This window comes from Bradyrhizobium sp. GW821-FHT12B03, from assembly GCF_058807535.1.
The window spans coordinates 54,867-72,583 of sequence record NZ_JBXAQU010000016.1; the positions used below are offsets into that span (position 1 = coordinate 54,867).

Annotated in this window: 17 protein-coding genes; 9 read left to right on the top strand and 8 right to left on the bottom strand. The window is 64.9% G+C overall.

What is annotated here, in order from left to right; translation table 11 throughout:
- Positions 1–115: 115 nt before the first annotated feature.
- The 5 genes from AC1RUR_RS26615 to AC1RUR_RS26635 all read right to left on the bottom strand — a co-directional run bounded on the left by AC1RUR_RS26615 (position 116) and on the right by AC1RUR_RS26635 (position 7,224).
- A complete protein-coding gene (locus AC1RUR_RS26615) occupies positions 116–1,975 on the bottom strand; it encodes a caspase family protein (protein WP_492849508.1) in 1,860 nt (619 codons plus the stop codon).
- Positions 1,975–3,777 (bottom strand): caspase family protein, encoded by a 1,803-nt coding sequence (locus AC1RUR_RS26620; RefSeq protein ID WP_492849510.1) that lies wholly within the window; start codon positions 3,775–3,777, stop codon positions 1,975–1,977. The genes AC1RUR_RS26615 and AC1RUR_RS26620 overlap by 1 nt, the downstream gene beginning before the upstream one ends.
- Before the next feature lie 204 nt (positions 3,778–3,981).
- Positions 3,982–5,889, bottom strand: coding sequence for an acyl-CoA synthetase (locus AC1RUR_RS26625; RefSeq protein WP_492849512.1), 1,908 nt, complete (start codon positions 5,887–5,889; stop codon positions 3,982–3,984).
- A 167-nt stretch (positions 5,890–6,056) separates the two neighbouring features.
- The gene (locus AC1RUR_RS26630; protein WP_492849514.1) at positions 6,057–6,878 is read right to left on the bottom strand and encodes a hypothetical protein; all 822 of its coding nucleotides are present in this window, start codon (positions 6,876–6,878) and stop codon (positions 6,057–6,059) included.
- Between the two features lies 1 nt (position 6,879).
- Positions 6,880–7,224, bottom strand: coding sequence for a hypothetical protein (locus AC1RUR_RS26635; RefSeq protein WP_492849516.1), 345 nt, complete (start codon positions 7,222–7,224; stop codon positions 6,880–6,882).
- Positions 7,225–7,416: 192 nt separating this feature from the next.
- Here AC1RUR_RS26635 and AC1RUR_RS26640 point away from each other — a divergent pair, with 192 nt between their 5' ends.
- Positions 7,417–8,499, top strand: a complete 1,083-nt coding sequence (locus AC1RUR_RS26640) for a SecDF P1 head subdomain-containing protein (protein ID WP_492849518.1) — start codon at positions 7,417–7,419, stop codon at positions 8,497–8,499.
- Positions 8,500–8,760: 261 nt separating this feature from the next.
- Positions 8,761–9,567: a Crp/Fnr family transcriptional regulator gene (locus AC1RUR_RS26645; RefSeq protein WP_492849520.1), complete on the top strand. Its 807-nt coding sequence runs from the start codon at positions 8,761–8,763 to the stop codon at positions 9,565–9,567.
- Positions 9,568–9,574: 7 nt separating this feature from the next.
- On the opposite strand, the gene AC1RUR_RS26650 is transcribed toward AC1RUR_RS26645, so the two are convergent.
- Positions 9,575–10,216 carry a glutathione S-transferase family protein gene (locus AC1RUR_RS26650; RefSeq protein ID WP_492849522.1) on the bottom strand — a complete coding sequence of 214 codons (642 nt, stop codon included), beginning with the start codon at positions 10,214–10,216 and terminating at the stop codon, positions 9,575–9,577.
- Positions 10,217–10,544: 328 nt separating this feature from the next.
- Positions 10,545–11,096, bottom strand: a complete 552-nt coding sequence (locus tag AC1RUR_RS26655) for a cytochrome b (RefSeq protein ID WP_492849524.1) — start codon at positions 11,094–11,096, stop codon at positions 10,545–10,547.
- Between the two features lie 173 nt (positions 11,097–11,269).
- Here AC1RUR_RS26655 and murI point away from each other — a divergent pair, with 173 nt between their 5' ends.
- From murI to AC1RUR_RS26690, 7 genes are all read left to right on the top strand, one after another.
- Positions 11,270–12,067 (top strand): glutamate racemase, encoded by a 798-nt coding sequence (gene murI / locus AC1RUR_RS26660; protein ID WP_492849526.1) that lies wholly within the window; start codon positions 11,270–11,272, stop codon positions 12,065–12,067.
- Between the two features lie 72 nt (positions 12,068–12,139).
- Positions 12,140–12,913 (top strand): HpcH/HpaI aldolase family protein, encoded by a 774-nt coding sequence (locus AC1RUR_RS26665; RefSeq protein ID WP_492849528.1) that lies wholly within the window; start codon positions 12,140–12,142, stop codon positions 12,911–12,913.
- Between the two features lie 70 nt (positions 12,914–12,983).
- Positions 12,984–13,367 carry a cupin domain-containing protein gene (locus tag AC1RUR_RS26670; protein WP_135174169.1) on the top strand — a complete coding sequence of 128 codons (384 nt, stop codon included), beginning with the start codon at positions 12,984–12,986 and terminating at the stop codon, positions 13,365–13,367.
- A gap of 107 nt (positions 13,368–13,474) precedes the next feature.
- Positions 13,475–14,242: an acyltransferase gene (locus AC1RUR_RS26675; protein WP_492849530.1), complete on the top strand. Its 768-nt coding sequence runs from the start codon at positions 13,475–13,477 to the stop codon at positions 14,240–14,242.
- A gap of 200 nt (positions 14,243–14,442) precedes the next feature.
- Positions 14,443–15,060, top strand: a complete 618-nt coding sequence (rpsD, locus tag AC1RUR_RS26680) for a 30S ribosomal protein S4 (protein WP_492849532.1) — start codon at positions 14,443–14,445, stop codon at positions 15,058–15,060.
- A 115-nt stretch (positions 15,061–15,175) separates the two neighbouring features.
- Positions 15,176–15,343, top strand: coding sequence for a hypothetical protein (locus AC1RUR_RS26685; protein ID WP_492849534.1), 168 nt, complete (start codon positions 15,176–15,178; stop codon positions 15,341–15,343).
- Positions 15,343–16,410 carry a threonine aldolase family protein gene (locus AC1RUR_RS26690; protein ID WP_492849536.1) on the top strand — a complete coding sequence of 356 codons (1,068 nt, stop codon included), beginning with the start codon at positions 15,343–15,345 and terminating at the stop codon, positions 16,408–16,410. The genes AC1RUR_RS26685 and AC1RUR_RS26690 overlap by 1 nt, the downstream gene beginning before the upstream one ends.
- A gap of 40 nt (positions 16,411–16,450) precedes the next feature.
- Here the strand turns inward: AC1RUR_RS26690 and AC1RUR_RS26695 are convergent, their stop codons facing one another.
- On the bottom strand, positions 16,451–17,716 hold the full coding sequence (locus AC1RUR_RS26695; protein WP_492849538.1) for a serine hydrolase domain-containing protein: 1,266 nt from the start codon (positions 17,714–17,716) through the stop codon (positions 16,451–16,453).
- Position 17,717: the final 1 nt, after the last annotated feature.

Sequence of the window (17,717 nt, forward strand, 5' to 3'; positions counted from 1 at the left end):
TGGCGAGCCGTGCAAGTCTAGCGCCGTCAGCTCTCTCCCAGGAGGAGCTTGTCACGGCAAGTCGTTCCGACAGTAGCGGCGGATATGACCCTTGCGCTTCGCCAGGCCATCCTACTCAATTGCAGACTTCTCTCGTCCTGCCAGCCATCACTGAGGACGCATCAGAGGTGCTAGCACGCTCTATTCTGCATCCCTTGCCGACAGGGCGGCAGCCAGCAGCATTGCAAAATATCTGCCCCGAAGCCTCGGGCTTGGCCGGGGCGGCCTCCGTTTGCTTTCGCTCCGTATCGCGCCTCCTCGACTCCTCACGCGTCGCGACCGGCTTCTTCTCCTGGATCTTCTCGCATTCGTTGTCGTCACCGACGCGATAGCCGGCACGGCAGGTGATCTTCACGCATTGGTCGCCATCGGCCTTGAAGCCAAAATTGCAGATGAGCGGACAGACCCGGCCGGGCTTTGCCTTCAGCGCGTCGAGGGCGTCGATGCTGGCGAGCTTCACGTCGAACTGGGTGCCGGCATATTTGTTGAACAGCGTCAGCGAGCGCTGCGATGCGGCGCTCCAATCGCCATCGGCAGCAGTGGACAGGCAGCCGACGCGGCGCAATTCGCTCTGCACGGATTTCGTCAGTTCGGCCGGTGACAATGTGGATGCCGGCGGAGGCGCGAGGGCTGCAACCTTTTGCTCGGCCTCGGGCAACTGCCGATCGGCCGCGGGCTTCGCGGCCTGCTCCGCCTTCTCGGCCGCCTGCTTTGCAGCGAGCTCGGCCTTGGCTTTTTCCGCCGCCTGCTTCTCGGCCAATGCTTTGGCGGCCGCCGCCTCTGCCACCTTGCGCTGCTGCTCGGCCACCTCGGCCCGCGCCTGCTCGATCTGCTTCTGCTTTTCAGCCGCAATCCGCGCGTCCTCAGCCGCCTTCGCCGCCGCGGCCGCCTTCTCCTGCTCGGCCTTCTGGGCGCGCTCGACAATCAGCCTCGCCTTTTCCAGTTCGGCCGCCTTGGCCTTCTGCTCGGCCGAAGCGCGCGTCTCTTCGGCGCCGATCTTGTTCAACTGGCCTTTGGCGAGGTTGGCGTAGAAGCCGTCGGGATACGCCGCCAGAAATGCTTCCCAGGCGTCGCGGGTCGCAAGCTGCAACGCGAGCTCATAGTCCCTGCGCACGGCCTCCTGCGGATTTGCCTGCGGACCGGTTGCGGCCTGCTTCACGACAAGCGGCACGTCGTCGCCGCCGAGCGAGCCGTAGACGTAGGGCTCCTGCCTGTTGCCGGTCGCCTTCAGGACATCGTCGCGGACGAAGCCGAAGGCCTTGCGCAGGTCGAGCCCGGGCTTCGGCAGATGATCCGACAATGCGACCGCGAACGGGCTGTTGCGGGCCTCGCCATCGGAGGCGGTCGATCCTGCCTTGGCCGCGAACGCGATCATCGTGTTCGGGCTGGTCGGCTCGACCTTGGCAAGGCCGCGCCCGATCGCGCGCGAGGCCACCGTCCGCTTCATCGACTTGGCGAAGGGATTGTCGCGGCACGCGTCGAGGATGACGAGCCGAAGCTGCTTGGCCGGCTCGATGCTCACGAGCACGCGATCGATCGGCAACGCCTCGTCGTAGACATCGGTGTCGGTCTCGAGCGCGGCGTCGATCGGGATCAGATAATTGGTGCCGTCGAGCTCCATGCCGTGGCCGGCATAGTAGATGACCGCGACATCGGCGTCCCGCGCCCGTCCGCCGAACTCGCGCAGCGCCTTACGCATCTCGGGCGCGTTCAGGTCCTGCCTGACGTCGATCGCGTCGAAACCGGCCCTCCTCAGCATGCCGCCGATCAGGCCGGCGTCGTTCACCGGATTGGCAAGCTTCGGCACGCTCTTGTAGGCGGAATTGCCGATGACGAGCGCAACCCGCTTCTGGGCCTGCGCCGGGCTGCAGCCGAGAGCAGAATAAGCAAGAACTCCAAGCGCGATGGAGCAGGACCAAAAGATATGCTTCATCATCAGTTGCATATTTCGGCCGGTATCTTGACCGTAGGAGTAGCCGGATGATTGGCCGTTCCGAGCCGGCACCCCTTAGCGATCGGCCTGCACCCGGCGTTGTTGCAGATCATCTGTCCCGACGCCTGCGGCGCCGACGGGGCAGCCTCGCTCTGCTTGCGGTCCTGGTCCCGCCTCCGCGAATCCTCGCGCGTCGCGACCGGCTTCTTCTCCGGGATCTTCTCGCACTCGTTGTCGTCACCGACGCGATAGCCGGCGCGGCAGGTGATCTTCACGCATTGATCGCCGTCGGCCTTGAAGCCGAAATTGCAGACGAGCGGGCAGACCCGTCCAGGCTTTGCCTTCAGCGCGTCGAGCGCGTCGATGCTGGCGAGCTTCACGTCGAGCTGGGTGCCGGCGTATTTGTTGAACAGCGTCAGCGAACGTTGCGCGGCCGAGGTCCATTCGCCCTCGGCTGCCGACGCGAGACAGCCGACACGGCGCAGTTCGCTCTGCACGGATTTGGCAAGATCAACGGCGGATAAAGTTGAGGTCGGCCCAGGCGAGAGCGCAGCCACTTTCTGGTTCTCGACCTCAGGCATCTGCCGGTCGGCGGCCGGCTTTGTGCCATGCTCCGCCTTCTCTGCCGCCTGCTTTGCAGCGAGCTCGGCCCTGGCCTTCTCCGCAGCCTGCTTCTCGGCCAGCGCTTTCGCAGCCGCCGCCTCTGCCACCTTGCGCTCGCGTTCGGCCGCCTCGGCCTTCGCCTGCTCGATCTGCTTCTGCTTCTCGGCCGCGACCCGTGCCTCTTCGGCAGCTTTCGCGGCAGCAGCCGCCTTCTCCTGCTCGGCCTTCTGGGCGCGCTCGGCAATCAGCCTCGCCTTTTCCTGCTCGGCGGCCTTCGCTTTTTGCTCGGCTGAAGCGCGCGTCTCCTCGGCGCCGATCTTGTTCAACTGGCCTTTGGCGAGGTTGGCGTAGAAGCCGTCGGGATACGCCGCCAGAAACGCTTCCCAGGCGTCGCGGGTCGCAAGCTGCAGCGCGAGCTCATAGTCCCTGCGAATGGCCTCCTGCGGATTTGCCTGCGGACCGGTTACGGCCTGCTTCACGACAAGCGGCACGTCGTCGCCGCCGAGCGAGCCGTAGACATAGGGCTCCTGCTTGTAGCCCGTGCTTTTGAGCACGTCGTCGCGCACGAAGCCGAAAGCCTTGCGCAGATCGAGGCCGGGCTTGGGCAGATGCTCGACCAGCGCGGCAGCGAACGGGCTGTTCTTGGAGTCACCGTCAGACGCTGTCGAGCCGGCCTTTGCCGCGAACGCAATCATGGTGTTGGGGCTGGTCGGCTCGACCTTTGCCAACCCGCGTCCGACCGCGCGCGACGCCAGCGTGCGCTTCATGGTCTTGGAAAACGGATTGTCGCGGCAGGCGTCCAGGATGATCAGGCGGAGCTGCTTGGCCGGCTCGACGGCGAACAGCGCACGCTCGACCGGGATGGTCTCGTCGAGCACGTCGCCGTCCGTCTCCAGCGTTGCGTCGGTCGGAATGAGATAGTTGGTGCCGTCTAGCTCGATGCCGTGGCCGGCGTAATAGATCACCGCCATGTCCGCATCGCGCGTCCTGCCGGCAAACTCGCGCAGCATGCGACGCATCTCGCTGGCGCTGAGATCCAGCCTGACGTCGACGGAATCGAAACCGGCCTTCTTGAACATGCCGCCGACCAGGGTGGCATCGTTGACGGGATTGCCGAGCTTGGGGGCGCTCTTGTAGGCGGAATTGCCGATCACGAGCGCCACCCGCCGGTCGGCATGTGCCGGTCCGCAGGCAAGACCCATCGCAAAAATCAACAATGCAATTAGCCGAAACGGAATCACTTGCGTCCCCCCGGATGCAATTCCACGAGACTATTCGGTAGCGTGGCCGATTGCCAATTCTTCCTATGTGATGTCGATCACATAGAGCACCTCGAACGGGGGTAAGGATAATGCGATGTAGCGCCGCCCGCTTTCGGACAGACGCCGGAGCGGGTGTTGTGTCCGCTACATCTGCACCACCTCGTGGCGCATCACGAACGGTGCAAGCAGCGCGTGCACCTCCTTCTCAAGAAGCTCGCGCTGATCCTCGGACAGGCCTGCCAGCGTCACGGTGGCAATCGAGCCGTGGCTGCCATGGGCGCCGACCTTGACCTTGCAGTCGACGCCGCGCGCGGCGAGCGGTGCCAGCACTTTGGTGAAGACGCGCTCCGCCGCGTCCCAGCGCAGCTGCGGCTTGAACACCTTGCCGACACCGGTCACCGGCATCGGGTCGATCGGAATGACCTGCACCGGAACGGCGGCTCGCTCGGGCGTGCGCTCGCGCACCCACGTCTCCAATTCGCCCGGCTCGACCTTGGCGCCCGGCTTCAACTGCACGTAGCCGACCGGCAGCTCGCCCGCATAGGCGTCGGGCTGGCCGACCACGGCGGCGAAGCCGACGGCGGGATGGCGGAACATGATCTCCTCGATCGGCGCCGGGTCGATGTTGTGGCCGCCGCGGATCACCAGATCCTTGGCGCGCCCGGTGATCCACAGATAACCATCGGCGTCGAGACGGCCAAGATCGCCGGAATTGACCCAGACCTCGTCGACGAAGGCGCCATTGTTGTGTTCGTCGTTGAGATAGCCGCCGAACACGCCGGGCCCGGCCATGATGACGACACCGATCTCGTCCGGCGCGCAGTCGCGGATCAGACGGCCGTCGGCGTCGAGCTGCACAATGCGCACGCGCGAGTAAGGCATCGGCAGGCCGACCGAGCCGAGGCGGATCGGTCGGCCCGGATAGGCGAGCGTGTGCACGCTCGAGGTCTCCGTCATGCCGTAGACCTCGATCACGCGCAGCTTCAGCTTGTCCTGGATCGCCGAGCCCACGGCGACGGGGATCGCCGAGCCGCCGCCAGCGGCGTATTTCAGGCTTGAGATGTCGGCATTGCCGGGCGGCACGCCGAGCGTCGCAGCCAGCACCGTCGGCACGCTCGACAGCGCCTCGGGCTTGAAGCGTTCGACCAATCCCCAGATGTTCTTCACCGCATTCGGATTGCGCCAGCCACTCGGCGACAGCACGACCAGCGAGCCACCGGCCGACAGCGTCAGCAGCACTTGTGTCAAGGAGCCCCCGACGTGAAACAGCGGCATGCCGAACAGCAGATTGGCGCCAGGCTTCGCCTTCAGCAGCAGGTTGAGCGCCCAGGCCTGGTAGACCTGGTTGGCATGGGTGTGCCGCACCAGCTTGGGCGTGCCCGTGGTGCCGCCGGTGTGGAAATAGGCCGCAACGTCGCTTCCGGAAATCTTGCGGCCGCTGACGAGCCGGTCGGACGGCTGCTGCTTGATCAAATCGTTGAAAGCAAAGATTCGCTTGGCAGGATCGCCGCCACCGAACACCTGCACGATCGCCTTGAGGTGCTTGAGCTGCGGGCGAATCTGCTCGACCTTCTGCCAGATGTCCGTGCCGGGCATCGGCCCGAGCGCCACCAGGATCTTCGTGTTCGCGGCCTCCAGGATCTCCGCGATCTGGTGCGGCTCGAGCAGCGGATTGACGGGGTTGGCGATGCCGGCGGCTTCCGCACCGAACAGCGTCACGAAGGCGTCGGGCACCAGCGGCAGCATGAAGCTGATGACGTCGCCCTTCTCCGCGCCGAGCGCGTGAAACATGTTGGCGGCCTGCGTGACGCGCGCGATGAAATCGCGGTAGGTGACCATGACCGGCGTATCGGCGGGATCGGCATTCTGCAGAAACTGGATCGCCGCGCCGTCGGGGTTGCGCGCAGCCCCAAGCTTGATGGCCTCATAGGTGCTCTCGGCCGCAACACGATCGGCGTAAGGGACCTGCTCGAAGGCGCGAACCTCTGCGTCCGTCAAGAGCTCCGGATAGTCGCTGCCGATGAATCGATCGAGCGCGTGAATGCCCGCCATTGAATTCCGTCCTCCCTCAGATGCATTTCCCCGCCCCTGTCTTTTGACATTTTGGTGTGGCGAGGCCTCGACCGATGGCCGGTCGAGCGCAGACACAATGATGGATGATTTGGCGTTCGTCCATGGCCGGCTGCAACCGGCTCATGCGGCAAGGCGCCGGCGTGGACTTACGGACGATCCGGCGACCAGCCGACCGCATTGAAATCGGCCGGCGCGGGCATCACTTCGGGCTCGGCGGTTGCCTTGCGCAGGATTACGTCCGCACGATTGGAATCCGACATTTCGATCGGCACGCCCTCTTTGCTGACGGCGAGTATTCCCGTCAACTCGGGCGGTGCAGTCATCACGTAGCGGTCCGCAGCTTCGATCAAGCGAAGCACTTCGTCGCGAATGAAAGCCGCCGACCATTCGGATGGCAGGCCCTTCACGCCGGCGAATTCCTCCGCCGGAATAGACAAGGCGTGGCGGCGAATCTCGTCGATGGTTCGGCGCGGAGAGAAATTCGGCGGTTTGCCGGCCGCGGCGAGCACGAGCGGTCCGAGCGGGCAATAGTCGCGACCGATGGCGACGAGATCGGCAACGTCGCGCGCCTTCGAGCGACCTGCGCCGGCCAGCACCTTGTTGATGGCCAGGTCTGCCTGATGGAGCCGAGCACCCCATTGCTCGTCCTTTACGAGCGGAAAGAACCGAAGCCGCGTCTCCGCGAACCATTGGATGACCGTCGTCTCGGAATTGCGGAAGATAGTCGCATCAACGCAGCCGTACATGATGAAGTCGCGATGCGTCTTGAAGCCGGCAGCATCGAGCACCGCAAGATCGGCCTTTGCGCTCTCGGTCACCTCTTCGTCCGTGTCGTGGAAGATGTCGATGTCGTCGGATCGTCGCTCCCAGTCCTTGTTGAGCATCAGACCGCCGGCAAGATAGCTGCTGTCCGAGCGATTTCTGGCGAGAAGTCTCAGAATGTCGCTCTGCAGTTTGCTGAGGGCCATCTCAGTTCTCCGTAGCGTTGACGCGGTCGAGTATTTTTCTGCCCATCGCAAAAGCTCTCGCATCGCCACGCTCGATCATGGCGCGCGCGGCGACGGCGGCACGGGACCGCAGATCGGGAAGCCGATCGAGATCGACATTGTCGAGAATACGCGGTCCATAGAGACGCAGCGCGCTGTCGAGCAGTGATTGCAGTTCCTTGGTCAGCCGGTGCTCCGCGCGCATGCGCGAGGCGAGCGCCAAGACCTCCTCGCGCGCGGCCGGCGGAATCAGGACTTCGACGCGAACGAGGTCGGCCGCGCCGCCTTGGCTGCGATATTTCCTGACCCGTTTGCTCGCAGGGATCACCGGCAGCCTTGCTCCGCGAAAGGCCAGATTATCACACGTATCCCGGTTACGCAAATTCGTATCCCGGTTACGACACAAGCCATTGTTATGTTAGGGACTTCAAAGGAGACCAATCGACGACAATGAACCTCCTCGCTGCGTAGGCGGACCAATGGGCAACGGCGGCGCCGGACGCCGTGCCGCGAGGACATCATGATCACGCCCCTGCGAGACCGCATCACTCCGCCGATCTTCGCTCTCGCCATCGCGGCGGCGATCGCCCTTCCCCACGCAGCACTCGGCGGCGACAGCCAGTTGGACAAGATGCGCGCCAAGATCTCAGCCTTCGTCGGCGACAAGATGGAGAAGCTGGGCGGCTCGCGCATCGTCTACAAGGTGGACACCGACGGCTTGCGCGAGAGCGTCGTCACGGATTTGCGCGACGACGTCTACAAGTCCTTGCGCGAGGGCAAGATCGCCTTCTCCGGTCTTGCGATCCGCGAGGGCGGCGTCGAGGTGAAGATCGCCGACGCCAAGGGCCGCGAACAGCTTGTGCGCAAGCTCGCGTCGACCGCGGAGGGATTGCCGTCGCACGCACTCACCGTGACCGACGGCGGCGACGGGCTGGTGAGGCTCACACCGGCCGATGCCGCATCCGCCGCCCGGCTGCGCGATCTCGTCGAGGACGCCATCGCCATGATCGAGCAGCGCCTCAAGGACGCCGGAATCAAGCTCGCCAGCGTTCAGCCTGACGGGACCGACCGCATCCGCATCTTCCTGCCTGGTGTGATGGAGCCCGAGCGCGTGACCGCGATCTTCGCCGCGAAGGTCAAGGTCAGCTTCCGCCTGGTCGACCTCTCGATGCCGCCGGAGCAGGCGCAATCCGGCACACCGCCCGCGGGCACGGAAGTCCTGCCCGGCTTCAAGGACAAGCTCTCCTATCTCGTTGCAAAGGACAGCGCGCTGGACGGCGACGACATCAGCTATGCGGGTCCGGGGTTTGCGAGTGGCACGAAGGAGCCGATCGCCTCGTTCCGCTTCAACGGCCGCGGCACGCGGCGCTTCGCCCACATCACCGAAGAGAATGTCGGAAAGCCCTTCGCCATCGTGCTCGAGGGCAAGGTGATCTCGGCACCCGTGATCCGCGAGCCCATCACCGGCGGCTCGGGCCAGATCGCCGGCAATTTCACCCTGGAGGAAGCCAATAGCGTCGCCATGATGCTGCGCGCCGGCTCGCTGCCGGGGCACCTTGGCCTCGTCGAGCAGCAGGTGATCCAGCCCGCCGCCAAGCCCTGAGGCGGAGATCGCCCCGCACCCCACCTCGCCGGCCAAAGGTCGATCAACGGCGCCGAAGTCCGCGCACGGGGAGCCGAATCACGAGCCCGCCACGGCCATACGCACAACCAACGGGCAATTGCCGAAACGCCCGATCAGGCTAAAATTTGCCTCTTGCGGCATGACGGCCGAAGGCTTCATTTCAAGCGGTCGTCATTCGATTTCGGCTATATGTGCCGCGAATACCGACCAGGACTGAAGGCCTTACGCGGGGTTAGTACCATGCCGTCCGGCAGCGCAGACATTTCGTCGATCCTCGACCGCATTCTCGACGCGGCGACGGACAATCTCAGGATCGCGAAGATCCTGGTCCAGATGGGCCTCGATCCCAACAACGTCACCTACGACGCGATCTTCAATCGGATGCTGGAGATCTTCGTCAGCAACATCACGCTGGCCAATCTGTTCGCCGCGGTCGGCGCCGGCTTCTTCGTCGCCACTCTCCTGATGCGGACCATGGTGCCGCTGCGCGTCGCCAACATGGTCGGCTGCGCCTTCTTCGCGGTCTTCGGCGCGCTCTCCGCCAACGTCTCGACCTTCCTGCTGTATCTGTTGCTGCTTCCGATCAACGCTCTGCGCCTGCGGCAGATGCTCAAGCTGGTCAAGAAAGCGCGCCATGCCGCCGAGGGCGACATGTCGATCGAATGGCTCAAGCCGTTCATGACCGAGCGCAAATATCGGCGTGGCGACACGCTGTTCAAGCTGGGCGATCCGGCCAAGGAGATGCTGCTCACGGTCACAGGCAAATTCCTGGTCAAGGAGATCAACGTCGAAATCCAGCCCGGCGCGCTGATGGGCGAGCTCGGCTTCCTGACGCCAGACAACCGCCGCACCGGCACGATCGAATGCATCGAGGACGGCCAGGTGCTGACGATCACCTATGACCGGCTGCTCGAGATCTACTTCCAGGATCCGCAATTCGGCTATTATTTCCTGGTGCTGACCAGCCAGCGCCTGCTGCAGAACATCGACCGCTTGCAGAAGCAGCTGAACGCGGCGCGCGCCCCCTCCACGAACAGGATTGCGTGACCGCCACTCAGCTCAGGAGCAGCGCCATGCCCGGGTCGCCCTTCTCCATCGCACGCCGGTAGGCTACCCGCGAGCCGATGCGGCCGAGATATTTCACCACGTTCGGACAGCGTTGGAGATCATAGGGCTCGAAATAGCGCATCGTGGTGAGCGAAAAACCCATCATGATGTCGGCAGTGGTGAAGGTGTCACCCGCCAGGTACTGCGCATCACGAACACGCGCGTCAACCAGATCGAAGGCGCGGTCAACCCGCCCCCTGGTCGCGACCAGCATCGGATTGTCGTCGGCGAGCTTGAGCCGATTCAGGATCATCAGCCGGCCCATGCCGGCTTGCAGCGTGCCATTGGCAAAGTGAAACCAGTACAGGAATTGCGCGAAATCGGGATCGTCAGGGCTGAGCGTGAGACGTCCCTTGCCGAATTTGGCCATGATGTAATCGACGATGGCACCGGACTCGGCGAGCACGAGGTCGCCGTCCGTGACGACGGGCGCCGCCCCGATCGGATGCAGCGCCTTGTAGTCGGGAGGCGCCAGCATGGTGACGGGATCGCGTGCGTAGCGCTTCAGCTCGTAGGGGATTTCGAGCTCCTCGCACAGCCAGACGATGCGCTCGGACTGCGACTTGCCGAGATGATGGACCGTGAGCATGGCGTCTCCTGGGCAGCTGACTCCGGCGATTCCGCCGCATGTGTTTGTCGTGACGCTGCATCATACTCCGTCATTGCGAGCGCAGCGAAGCAATCCAGACTGCCACTGAGGAAAGATTCTGGATTGCTTCGCTGCGCTCGCAACGACGATGTGGAGAGAGCGTACCCCGCACCTTCCTCTCGTGCTCCGGACGCAGCGCAGCGCTTCCTCAGCGGTGCGCTGCAGAGCCGGGGCCCATACGGCCGAGAGCGAGCTGCGCGACGTGGGTCCCGGCTCTGCGCAGCAACGCTGAGGGGCGTTGCAGCGCGTCCGGGACACGGGATCGAACCTACCCCGCCTCGTCCGTCACCATCCGCGCCACGACGCGGTCGCGGCGGATGAAGTGGTGCCAGAGGGCGGCGACGACATGAACCGCGATCAAAGCGAGCAGCACATAGGCAAAGAGGATGTGGCGGTCCTCATAGGCGTTCGCCGCCGCCCGGTCGGGAGATGTGAATTGCGGCACGTGAAACAGGCCGAAGAAGTCCGAATAGTCAGGCGTATGTGCGCCGGAATGCGCCCAGCCGAGCATGACGACGACGATGACGGCGAGATAGAGCGCGCCATGGCTGATGCGCGCGGCGAGCTTCTGCCAGGGCTGGCTGTCGGCCGGCAGCGCCGGCGTCGGGTTGATGAGGCGCCAGACCAGCCGCAGCACGGTCAGCAGCAGGATCATGTAACCGATATCGGCGTGGATCGAGCGGTAGAAGAAGCGGTCGGGCCGCGCCGGGATGTGGTTCATCCACCAGCCGAAGCCGAGCATGCCGATGATTGCCAGCGCCAGGACCCAGTGCAGCCACCGGGCGACGCTGCCCCAGCCGTTACCGGTGTTTCTGATCATGTCGGCTCTCCGGAATTTTGCGGATATGTCCCTGCCCGCAGCGCAGCATGGCTGCTGGTAGCGGGAACATGCGGCAATCGCGAAATTGAATCGTTCCAAATTGGCCCCAGGCCGCCCCGCCGCAAAACCGCCCCAAAAACCGAATGGTAACCATGAGCCTTTAAGGTGGCGACGTGACAGACTCCCCGACGATCCTGGTGTTCGATTCCGGCCTTGGCGGGCTCACCGTGCTGCGTGAGGTCGTGGCCGCGCGCCCGGACGCGCATTACGTCTACGTCGCCGACGACGCCTTCTTCCCCTACGGCCACCACAGTGAGGACGAGATCATCGCCCGCGTCGTGCCGCTGATGGGGGAGTTGATCGGCACGCATGATCCTGACCTCATCGTCATCGCCTGCAACACGGCGTCCACCCTGGTCCTATCGCACTTGCGCGCCGCTTATTCCCTGCCCTTCGTCGGCACGGTGCCGGCGATCAAGCCGGCCTGCGCGCAATCGAAATCCCGGCGCGTCTCCGTGCTCGGCACCAAGGGCACGGTGAAACGCGAGTACACCAAGGCGCTGATCCGCGACTTCGCGCAGGGCTGCGAGGTGACGCTGGTCGGCTCGCCCGAGCTGGCCTCGCTCGCCGAACGCGCACTCGGCGGCCATCCGATCAGCGACGGTGACATCCTCGCCGAGCTCGCCCCCTGCTTCGTCGGTGATGCCGCGGACGCAGGCGCGCGCACCGACACGGTGGTGCTGGCCTGCACGCATTATCCGCTGCTGCTCGACCGGCTGACCAGGCTCGCACCCTGGCCGGTCGACTGGATCGACCCGGCACCGGCCATCGCCCGCCGCGTCTCGGATCTGCTCGGCCCGCGCACCGGCGGCATCGCGCAGTCCGGCGCCGAGATGATCTTCACCTCGAACCGCGTGCACGGCCTTTCGGCCACGCTGACGCCGTTCTTCGGCGGCCGCGCGCTGGCCTGACCTTGCGCCACGAAGGCGCGCTGCTAGGCTCCGCCATCGTCATCTCCGCGCAAGCTTTCGCAGGGTCATCACATGTCGGTCCCGACCACGCCGCTCAATCGCCTTCGCCAGCTGTGGCGCGAGGGCCGCCCCGCCTTCGGCGCGATCGCGACCATCCCGAGCGTGCAGACCGTGCAGATCATGGCGCGCTCGCTCGACTGGATCATCGTCGATCTCGAGCACGGACCGATCGGCCTCACCGAAGCGCATGCGATGATCGCCGCCACGACCGGCACGCCGTGCACGCCCTTGGTGCGGATCGCGGCGAACGAGCCGTGGCTTGCGAAAGCGCCGATGGACATCGGCGCCTTCGGTATCAATTTCCCGATGATCACGAACCGCGCGGAGGCGGAGAAAGCGGTGCGCAGCGTGCGCTACCCGCCGCGCGGCGATCGTCTCTGGGGCCCCTTCCACGCGCCGTTCCGCTGGGGCCAGTCGATGCCGGACTACATGGCGGGCGCCGACGACGAAATGATCTGCATGATCACCATCGAGCATGTCGATGCCGTCAACCGCATCGACGAGATCATGGCCACGCCAGGAATCGACGTCGCGGTGATCGGTCCCGGCGATCTCGCGACCTCCATCAACAAGCGCGGCCAGATGGACGATCCGGAACTGCTGGAGCTGGTCGCCCGCGCCGAGGCCGGCATCCTCAGAAGCGGCGTGCCGATCGGCGGCGTCGCCCGCACCGCCGACCAGGCCAACGCCCTGGTCGACCGCGGCTACCGCGCCATCGCGCTCGGCTTCGACTGGTCGCTGTTCCAGCGCGGCATCATGGCCGCGTTCGATGGGGTCAAACGCTAATCAAGCCGATTGCCACCTTGCCGGGAACTGCCGCTTTGCTAGGCTCAGTCGTTCCAGGGAGGAAAAAACCATGCTCAAAAAGACTTTGCTCGCTCTCGCCTTCACCGGCCTTGCCGTTGCAGCGTTCGCCCAGCAGACCGGCATCAAGCGCACCCCGCTCCAGAAGGTCGAATTTCCAGACGGCTACAACACCATCACCGCGATCGCGGAGGTCCCGGCGGGCGGCGCGGCCGGACGCCATACCCATCCCGGAATTGAGACGGGCTATGTCCTGGAAGGCGAGCTCAATCTCCTGATCGACGGTCAGCCGGAAAAGACCCTGAAAGCCGGCGATTCCTACCAGATCCCGGCGGGCGTCGTGCACGACGCCAAGGCCCATGGCGATAAGGCTATGAAAGTACTGGGAGTTTACGTCGTCGACAAGACCAAGCCGCTGGCCTCGCCGGCGCCCTGATGCTGCGAACCGACCGACCCCACGCGGGTTGGTTCGTGCTAGAGCACGCGGCGAGCGGGGAACTCCCTCTCGCTGCAATATTTTGATCTGAGGGAACCGAAAGACCGATGCGCGGGACGCCCAAGACCATTTCGCTGCCGCGCCGCCTGATTTGCGACCTCATGCGCGCGTCGATGGACGTACCGTTCGTCTCACTCTCCCGCTCGCTCAATATCCGCCCCCTGCTGGAGGCCCGCGCGACCACCATGGTACCCGCCGGCTGGGCCGCCATGTTCGTCAAGGCCTTCGCCCTGGTCGCCCAGGACGAGCCGATCCTGCGCACCGTCTATGCCAAATGGCCCTGGCCGATGCTCTACGAGCTGCCAAAGAGCGTGGCGCTGGTGGCGATTGCCCGGGTCGAGGATGGCGAGGAATGCGTCCTGCCCCAGCGAATCGCGGCCCCGGAGGCCCTGCCGCTCGCAGCCGTCGACGCTGAGATCCGGCGTGCCAAGACGGCACCGATCGAGGACGTCCCGATGTTCCGCAAGATCATGCGGGCGACCCGGCTGCCGCTGCCGCTGCGGCGGCTGTCCTGGGCGATTGGCCTGAATTTCGGCCGGCAACGGGGCAACTGGTTCGGCAGCTTTGCGGTAAGCTCGGTGGCTGCCTATGGCGGCGGCGAACTGCATCCCGTCACGCCCGGCCCCTTCATCGTCAGCTACGGGGTGGTCGCGCCCGACCAGACCATCCATGTCGTGATCCGCTGGGACCATCGGGTCACCGACGCCGCCCCGATCGCCCGGGTCCTGACCCGGCTGGAACAGGTGCTGAACACTGAAATCGCTGCCGAATTGCGGGCGGCGGGCCCGAAGCCCATTCGGGCGGTCGGGACTTGATTCCGCGCCCATTCGCATTGACAGCGAACCCCAAACTCCCCTAAAAGCCGCCTGCTCGCGGGCCGATTTCGGCCCGCGAAGCGTTTCGCGACCCGTGGTCCTGCCCCCTATGCTTTGGGGATCGGACCTGTCGGTGCCGGGATCATTCCCGTCACACAGGAGGGCGCGTTTCCTCAAACCATGCAACCGAAGAGGACGCGATGACTAAGCGCAGTGAGGCGAAGTACAAGATCGATCGCCGTATGGGCCAGAACATCTGGGGCCGCCCGAAGAGCCCCGTCAACCGCAGGGAATACGGCCCCGGCCAGCACGGCCAGCGCCGCAAGGGCAAGCTCTCCGACTTCGGCGTGCAGCTGCGCGCCAAGCAGAAGCTGAAGGGCTATTACGCCAACATTTCCGAGCGCCAGTTCCACGGCATCTATGTCGAGGCCAGCCGCCTGAAGGGTGACACCGGCGAGAACCTGATCGGCCTGCTCGAGCGTCGTCTCGACGCGGTCGTGTACCGCGCCAAGTTCGTCTCGACGATCTTCGCCGCGCGCCAGTTCATCAACCACGGCCACGTCAAGGTGAACGGCCGCAAGGTCAACATTTCGAGCTACCAGCTCAAGGTCGGCGACGTGATCGAGGTCAAGGAAGCCTCCAAGCAGCTCGCCCACGTGCTCGAAGCCAGCCAGCTTCCCGAGCGTGACACCCCCGACTATCTCGAAGTCGACCACGGCAAGATGACCGCGAAGTACATCCGCATCCCCGCCCTCTCCGACGTGCCGTTCCCGGTGCAGATGGAGCCGCATCTGGTCGTCGAATTCTATTCGCGCTGATAGTTCGGCAGATCGACATTCAAAGGCCCCGGTTTTCCGGGGCCTTTTTGTTTGAGGCTGGCCACTCCATCTCACGATTCTCCTGTGCTAAAGTCGCGAGCAATGGAGCTTGATCATGACGCGTCCTCTCGACGAGGCCTTGGACAAGGTTGATGATCGGCCTCCGCTAAAGCTAACAGCAATGGAAGAGGCCGAACTGATCGAGGCAGAGGCTGAAATCGCCCGCGGCGAGTTAGCCAGTGCCGACGAAGTTCGAGCCATGTGGAAGAAGCACGGTCTGTAATGTCCTACACCCCTCCCCCGATCGATCCCAAGGCGCCGCCGGTGCGCATCAATCTGCTGTCGGACACGCAGACCAAGCCGACGGCTGCGATGCGCGAGGCGATGGCGCGGGCCGAGGTCGGCGACGAGCAGGTCGGCGACGATCCGACCGTCAATGCGCTGTGCGAACGCGTTGCCGATCTGCTCGGCAAGGAAGCCGCGGTCTACATGCCCTCGGGCACGATGTGCAACGTCACCGCGACGCTGGTGCATTGCCGGCCCGGCGACGAGATCCTCGCCCATGAGACCGCGCACATCATCGCCCGCGAAGGCGGGGCGCATGCCGCAATTGGCGGCTTCCAGGTAACGCAGTTGAAGGGGGCCGACGGCCAGTTCACGCCGGAAACATTCCGCAAGGCGCTGCATCCGCGCACGCGCTACCAGCCGCCGCAGACCGTCGTCAGTGTCGAGCAGACCGCCAATATCGGCGGCGGCACGATCTGGAAGAAGGCCGCGCTCGACGAGATCGTCGCGATCGCCAAGCAGCACGGTCTCGTCACCCACATGGACGGCGCGCGCCTGCTCAACGCCACCGTGGCCAGCGGCATCTCCCCGCGCGACATGACCGCGGGCTGGGATTCGGCCTGGATCGACTTCTCCAAGGGCCTGGGCGCGCCGATCGGCGGCGTTCTCGCAGGCTCGCGCACCTTCATCGACGCGGTCTGGCAATGGAAGCAGCGCCTCGGCGGCTCGATGCGGCAGGCCGGGATCTGCGCCGCCGCCTGCATCTACGCGCTCGACCACCACGTCGACCGCCTTGCCGACGACCACGCCAATGCGCGCGCACTCGCCCGCGGATTGTCGCAGACCGCAGGCATCGAGGTGCAGGAGCCCGAGACCAACCTGGTGTTCTTCAAGCCCGACGGCGCCGGCATTGCCGGCGACAAGATGGTCGCGGCGCTGCGCCAGCGCGGCGTGACGCTCGCGATGATGGACGGCCGAATCCGCGCCTGCACCCATCTCGACGTCAACGCGAGCCAGATCGAGGAGACGATCGGCTACATCAGAGAGATCGTGCGCGGGGCGTAAGCTTCGGCCCCGTAGCCCGGATAGAGCGCAACGCCCGCGATCAGCGCCCCATCGCCTGATAGATCAGCGTCTTCAGTGCCAGCTGGATCCGGCCGCGCTGCGACGGGGTCTGCACCATGAAGATCCCGAACAGATCGTCCTCGGGATCGATGAAGAAGAAGGTGCCGCCGACGCCGTCCCAGCGATATTCGCCAAGCGGCCACGACGTGCCCGCCGGTACCGACGTGCGCACCGCAAAGCCGAGGCCGTAGCCAGAGGACGCGCCCGGATAATAGTTCTGGTCGCGCGCGATTCTCGTCTCCGGTCCGATGTGGTCCGACGCCATCAGTGCAATGGTCTCGGGCTTGAGATAGCGCCGGCCCTCAAAGGTGCCGCCATCCAGCAGCATCTGCGCGAAACGGGCGTAGTCGCCGACCGTGCCGACCATGCCGCCGCCGCCGGATTCCCATCTCACGGACCGCCTGATATCGCGAACCTGCGTCGTCGGATTGATGTTGCGATCTGTCGGCATCGGCTCGGCGATGCGCGGGAAGTTGACGGGATCAGCGACGAAGAACGCCGTCTCGGTCATGCCGAGCGGACCCAGCAGCCGCTCCTTCTCGAACTGAAGCAGCGTTTTTCCCGAGATCAACTCGACGACACGGCCGAGCACATCGGTGGCGTGGCCGTAATCCCATTTCGTGCCGGGCTGTTCGGCGAGCGGCAGCGCGGTGATCTTTGCGACGAACTCGGCATTGGTCGAATCTCCGTTGTTGAAGAGACCCGCATCGGCATAAAGCTTGTTCACCAACTCCCCGCCGTAATAACCGTACGGCAGCCCTGCGGTGTGGCGCATCAAGTCCTTGATCGTGACAGGGCGGCTGAGCGGCTCGAGCTCCAGAGAAACCTTGCCATCCTCGGCCTTCGTCTCGACGCCGACCTTCATGCTGGCAAAGGCCGGAATGTACTTTGCGACGGGATCGTCGAGCGAAAGCCTGCCCTCCTCGACCAGCATCATCGCCATCACTGACGTGACCGGCTTCGACATCGAGTAGAGGCGGAAGATCGTGTCCGCGCTCATCGAAATCCCGGTTGCGACGTCGCGGACGCCGAAATTCTCGTAGTAGACCGGCTTGCCGTGCTGCTGCAGCAGCAGGATCGCGCCCGGAAACGTTCCGGCAACGATCTCCTTGCGGATGTAGTCGGAGACCTTTGCGAGGCCTTCAGGCGAGAAGCTGCGTGCGGCGCGCGTCTCTGAGCCCGCTTGCGCACCAACCGCACTCGACAGCAGAACGAGCGCCGCGATCAGCGCGCGGCACCCTCCCATA

What these genes read in the sequence shown, in the direction of transcription:
- AC1RUR_RS26615 (WP_492849508.1), bottom strand. Translation starts at nt 1,975, where the DNA reads ATGATGAAGCATATCTTTTGGTCCTGCTCCATCGCGCTTGGAGTTCTT.
- AC1RUR_RS26620 (WP_492849510.1), bottom strand. Translation starts at nt 3,777, where the DNA reads ATGGGTCTTGCCTGCGGACCGGCACATGCCGACCGGCGGGTGGCGCTC.
- AC1RUR_RS26625 (WP_492849512.1), bottom strand. Translation starts at nt 5,889, where the DNA reads ATGGCGGGCATTCACGCGCTCGATCGATTCATCGGCAGCGACTATCCG.
- AC1RUR_RS26630 (WP_492849514.1), bottom strand. Translation starts at nt 6,878, where the DNA reads ATGGCCCTCAGCAAACTGCAGAGCGACATTCTGAGACTTCTCGCCAGA.
- AC1RUR_RS26640 (WP_492849518.1), top strand. Translation starts at nt 7,417, where the DNA reads ATGATCACGCCCCTGCGAGACCGCATCACTCCGCCGATCTTCGCTCTC.
- AC1RUR_RS26645 (WP_492849520.1), top strand. Translation starts at nt 8,761, where the DNA reads ATGCCGTCCGGCAGCGCAGACATTTCGTCGATCCTCGACCGCATTCTC.
- AC1RUR_RS26650 (WP_492849522.1), bottom strand. Translation starts at nt 10,216, where the DNA reads ATGCTCACGGTCCATCATCTCGGCAAGTCGCAGTCCGAGCGCATCGTC.
- AC1RUR_RS26655 (WP_492849524.1), bottom strand. Translation starts at nt 11,096, where the DNA reads ATGATCAGAAACACCGGTAACGGCTGGGGCAGCGTCGCCCGGTGGCTG.
- AC1RUR_RS26665 (WP_492849528.1), top strand. Translation starts at nt 12,140, where the DNA reads ATGTCGGTCCCGACCACGCCGCTCAATCGCCTTCGCCAGCTGTGGCGC.
- AC1RUR_RS26670 (WP_135174169.1), top strand. Translation starts at nt 12,984, where the DNA reads ATGCTCAAAAAGACTTTGCTCGCTCTCGCCTTCACCGGCCTTGCCGTT.
- AC1RUR_RS26675 (WP_492849530.1), top strand. Translation starts at nt 13,475, where the DNA reads ATGCGCGGGACGCCCAAGACCATTTCGCTGCCGCGCCGCCTGATTTGC.
- rpsD (WP_492849532.1), top strand. Translation starts at nt 14,443, where the DNA reads ATGACTAAGCGCAGTGAGGCGAAGTACAAGATCGATCGCCGTATGGGC.
- AC1RUR_RS26685 (WP_492849534.1), top strand. Translation starts at nt 15,176, where the DNA reads ATGACGCGTCCTCTCGACGAGGCCTTGGACAAGGTTGATGATCGGCCT.
- AC1RUR_RS26690 (WP_492849536.1), top strand. Translation starts at nt 15,343, where the DNA reads ATGTCCTACACCCCTCCCCCGATCGATCCCAAGGCGCCGCCGGTGCGC.
- AC1RUR_RS26695 (WP_492849538.1), bottom strand. Translation starts at nt 17,716, where the DNA reads ATGGGAGGGTGCCGCGCGCTGATCGCGGCGCTCGTTCTGCTGTCGAGT.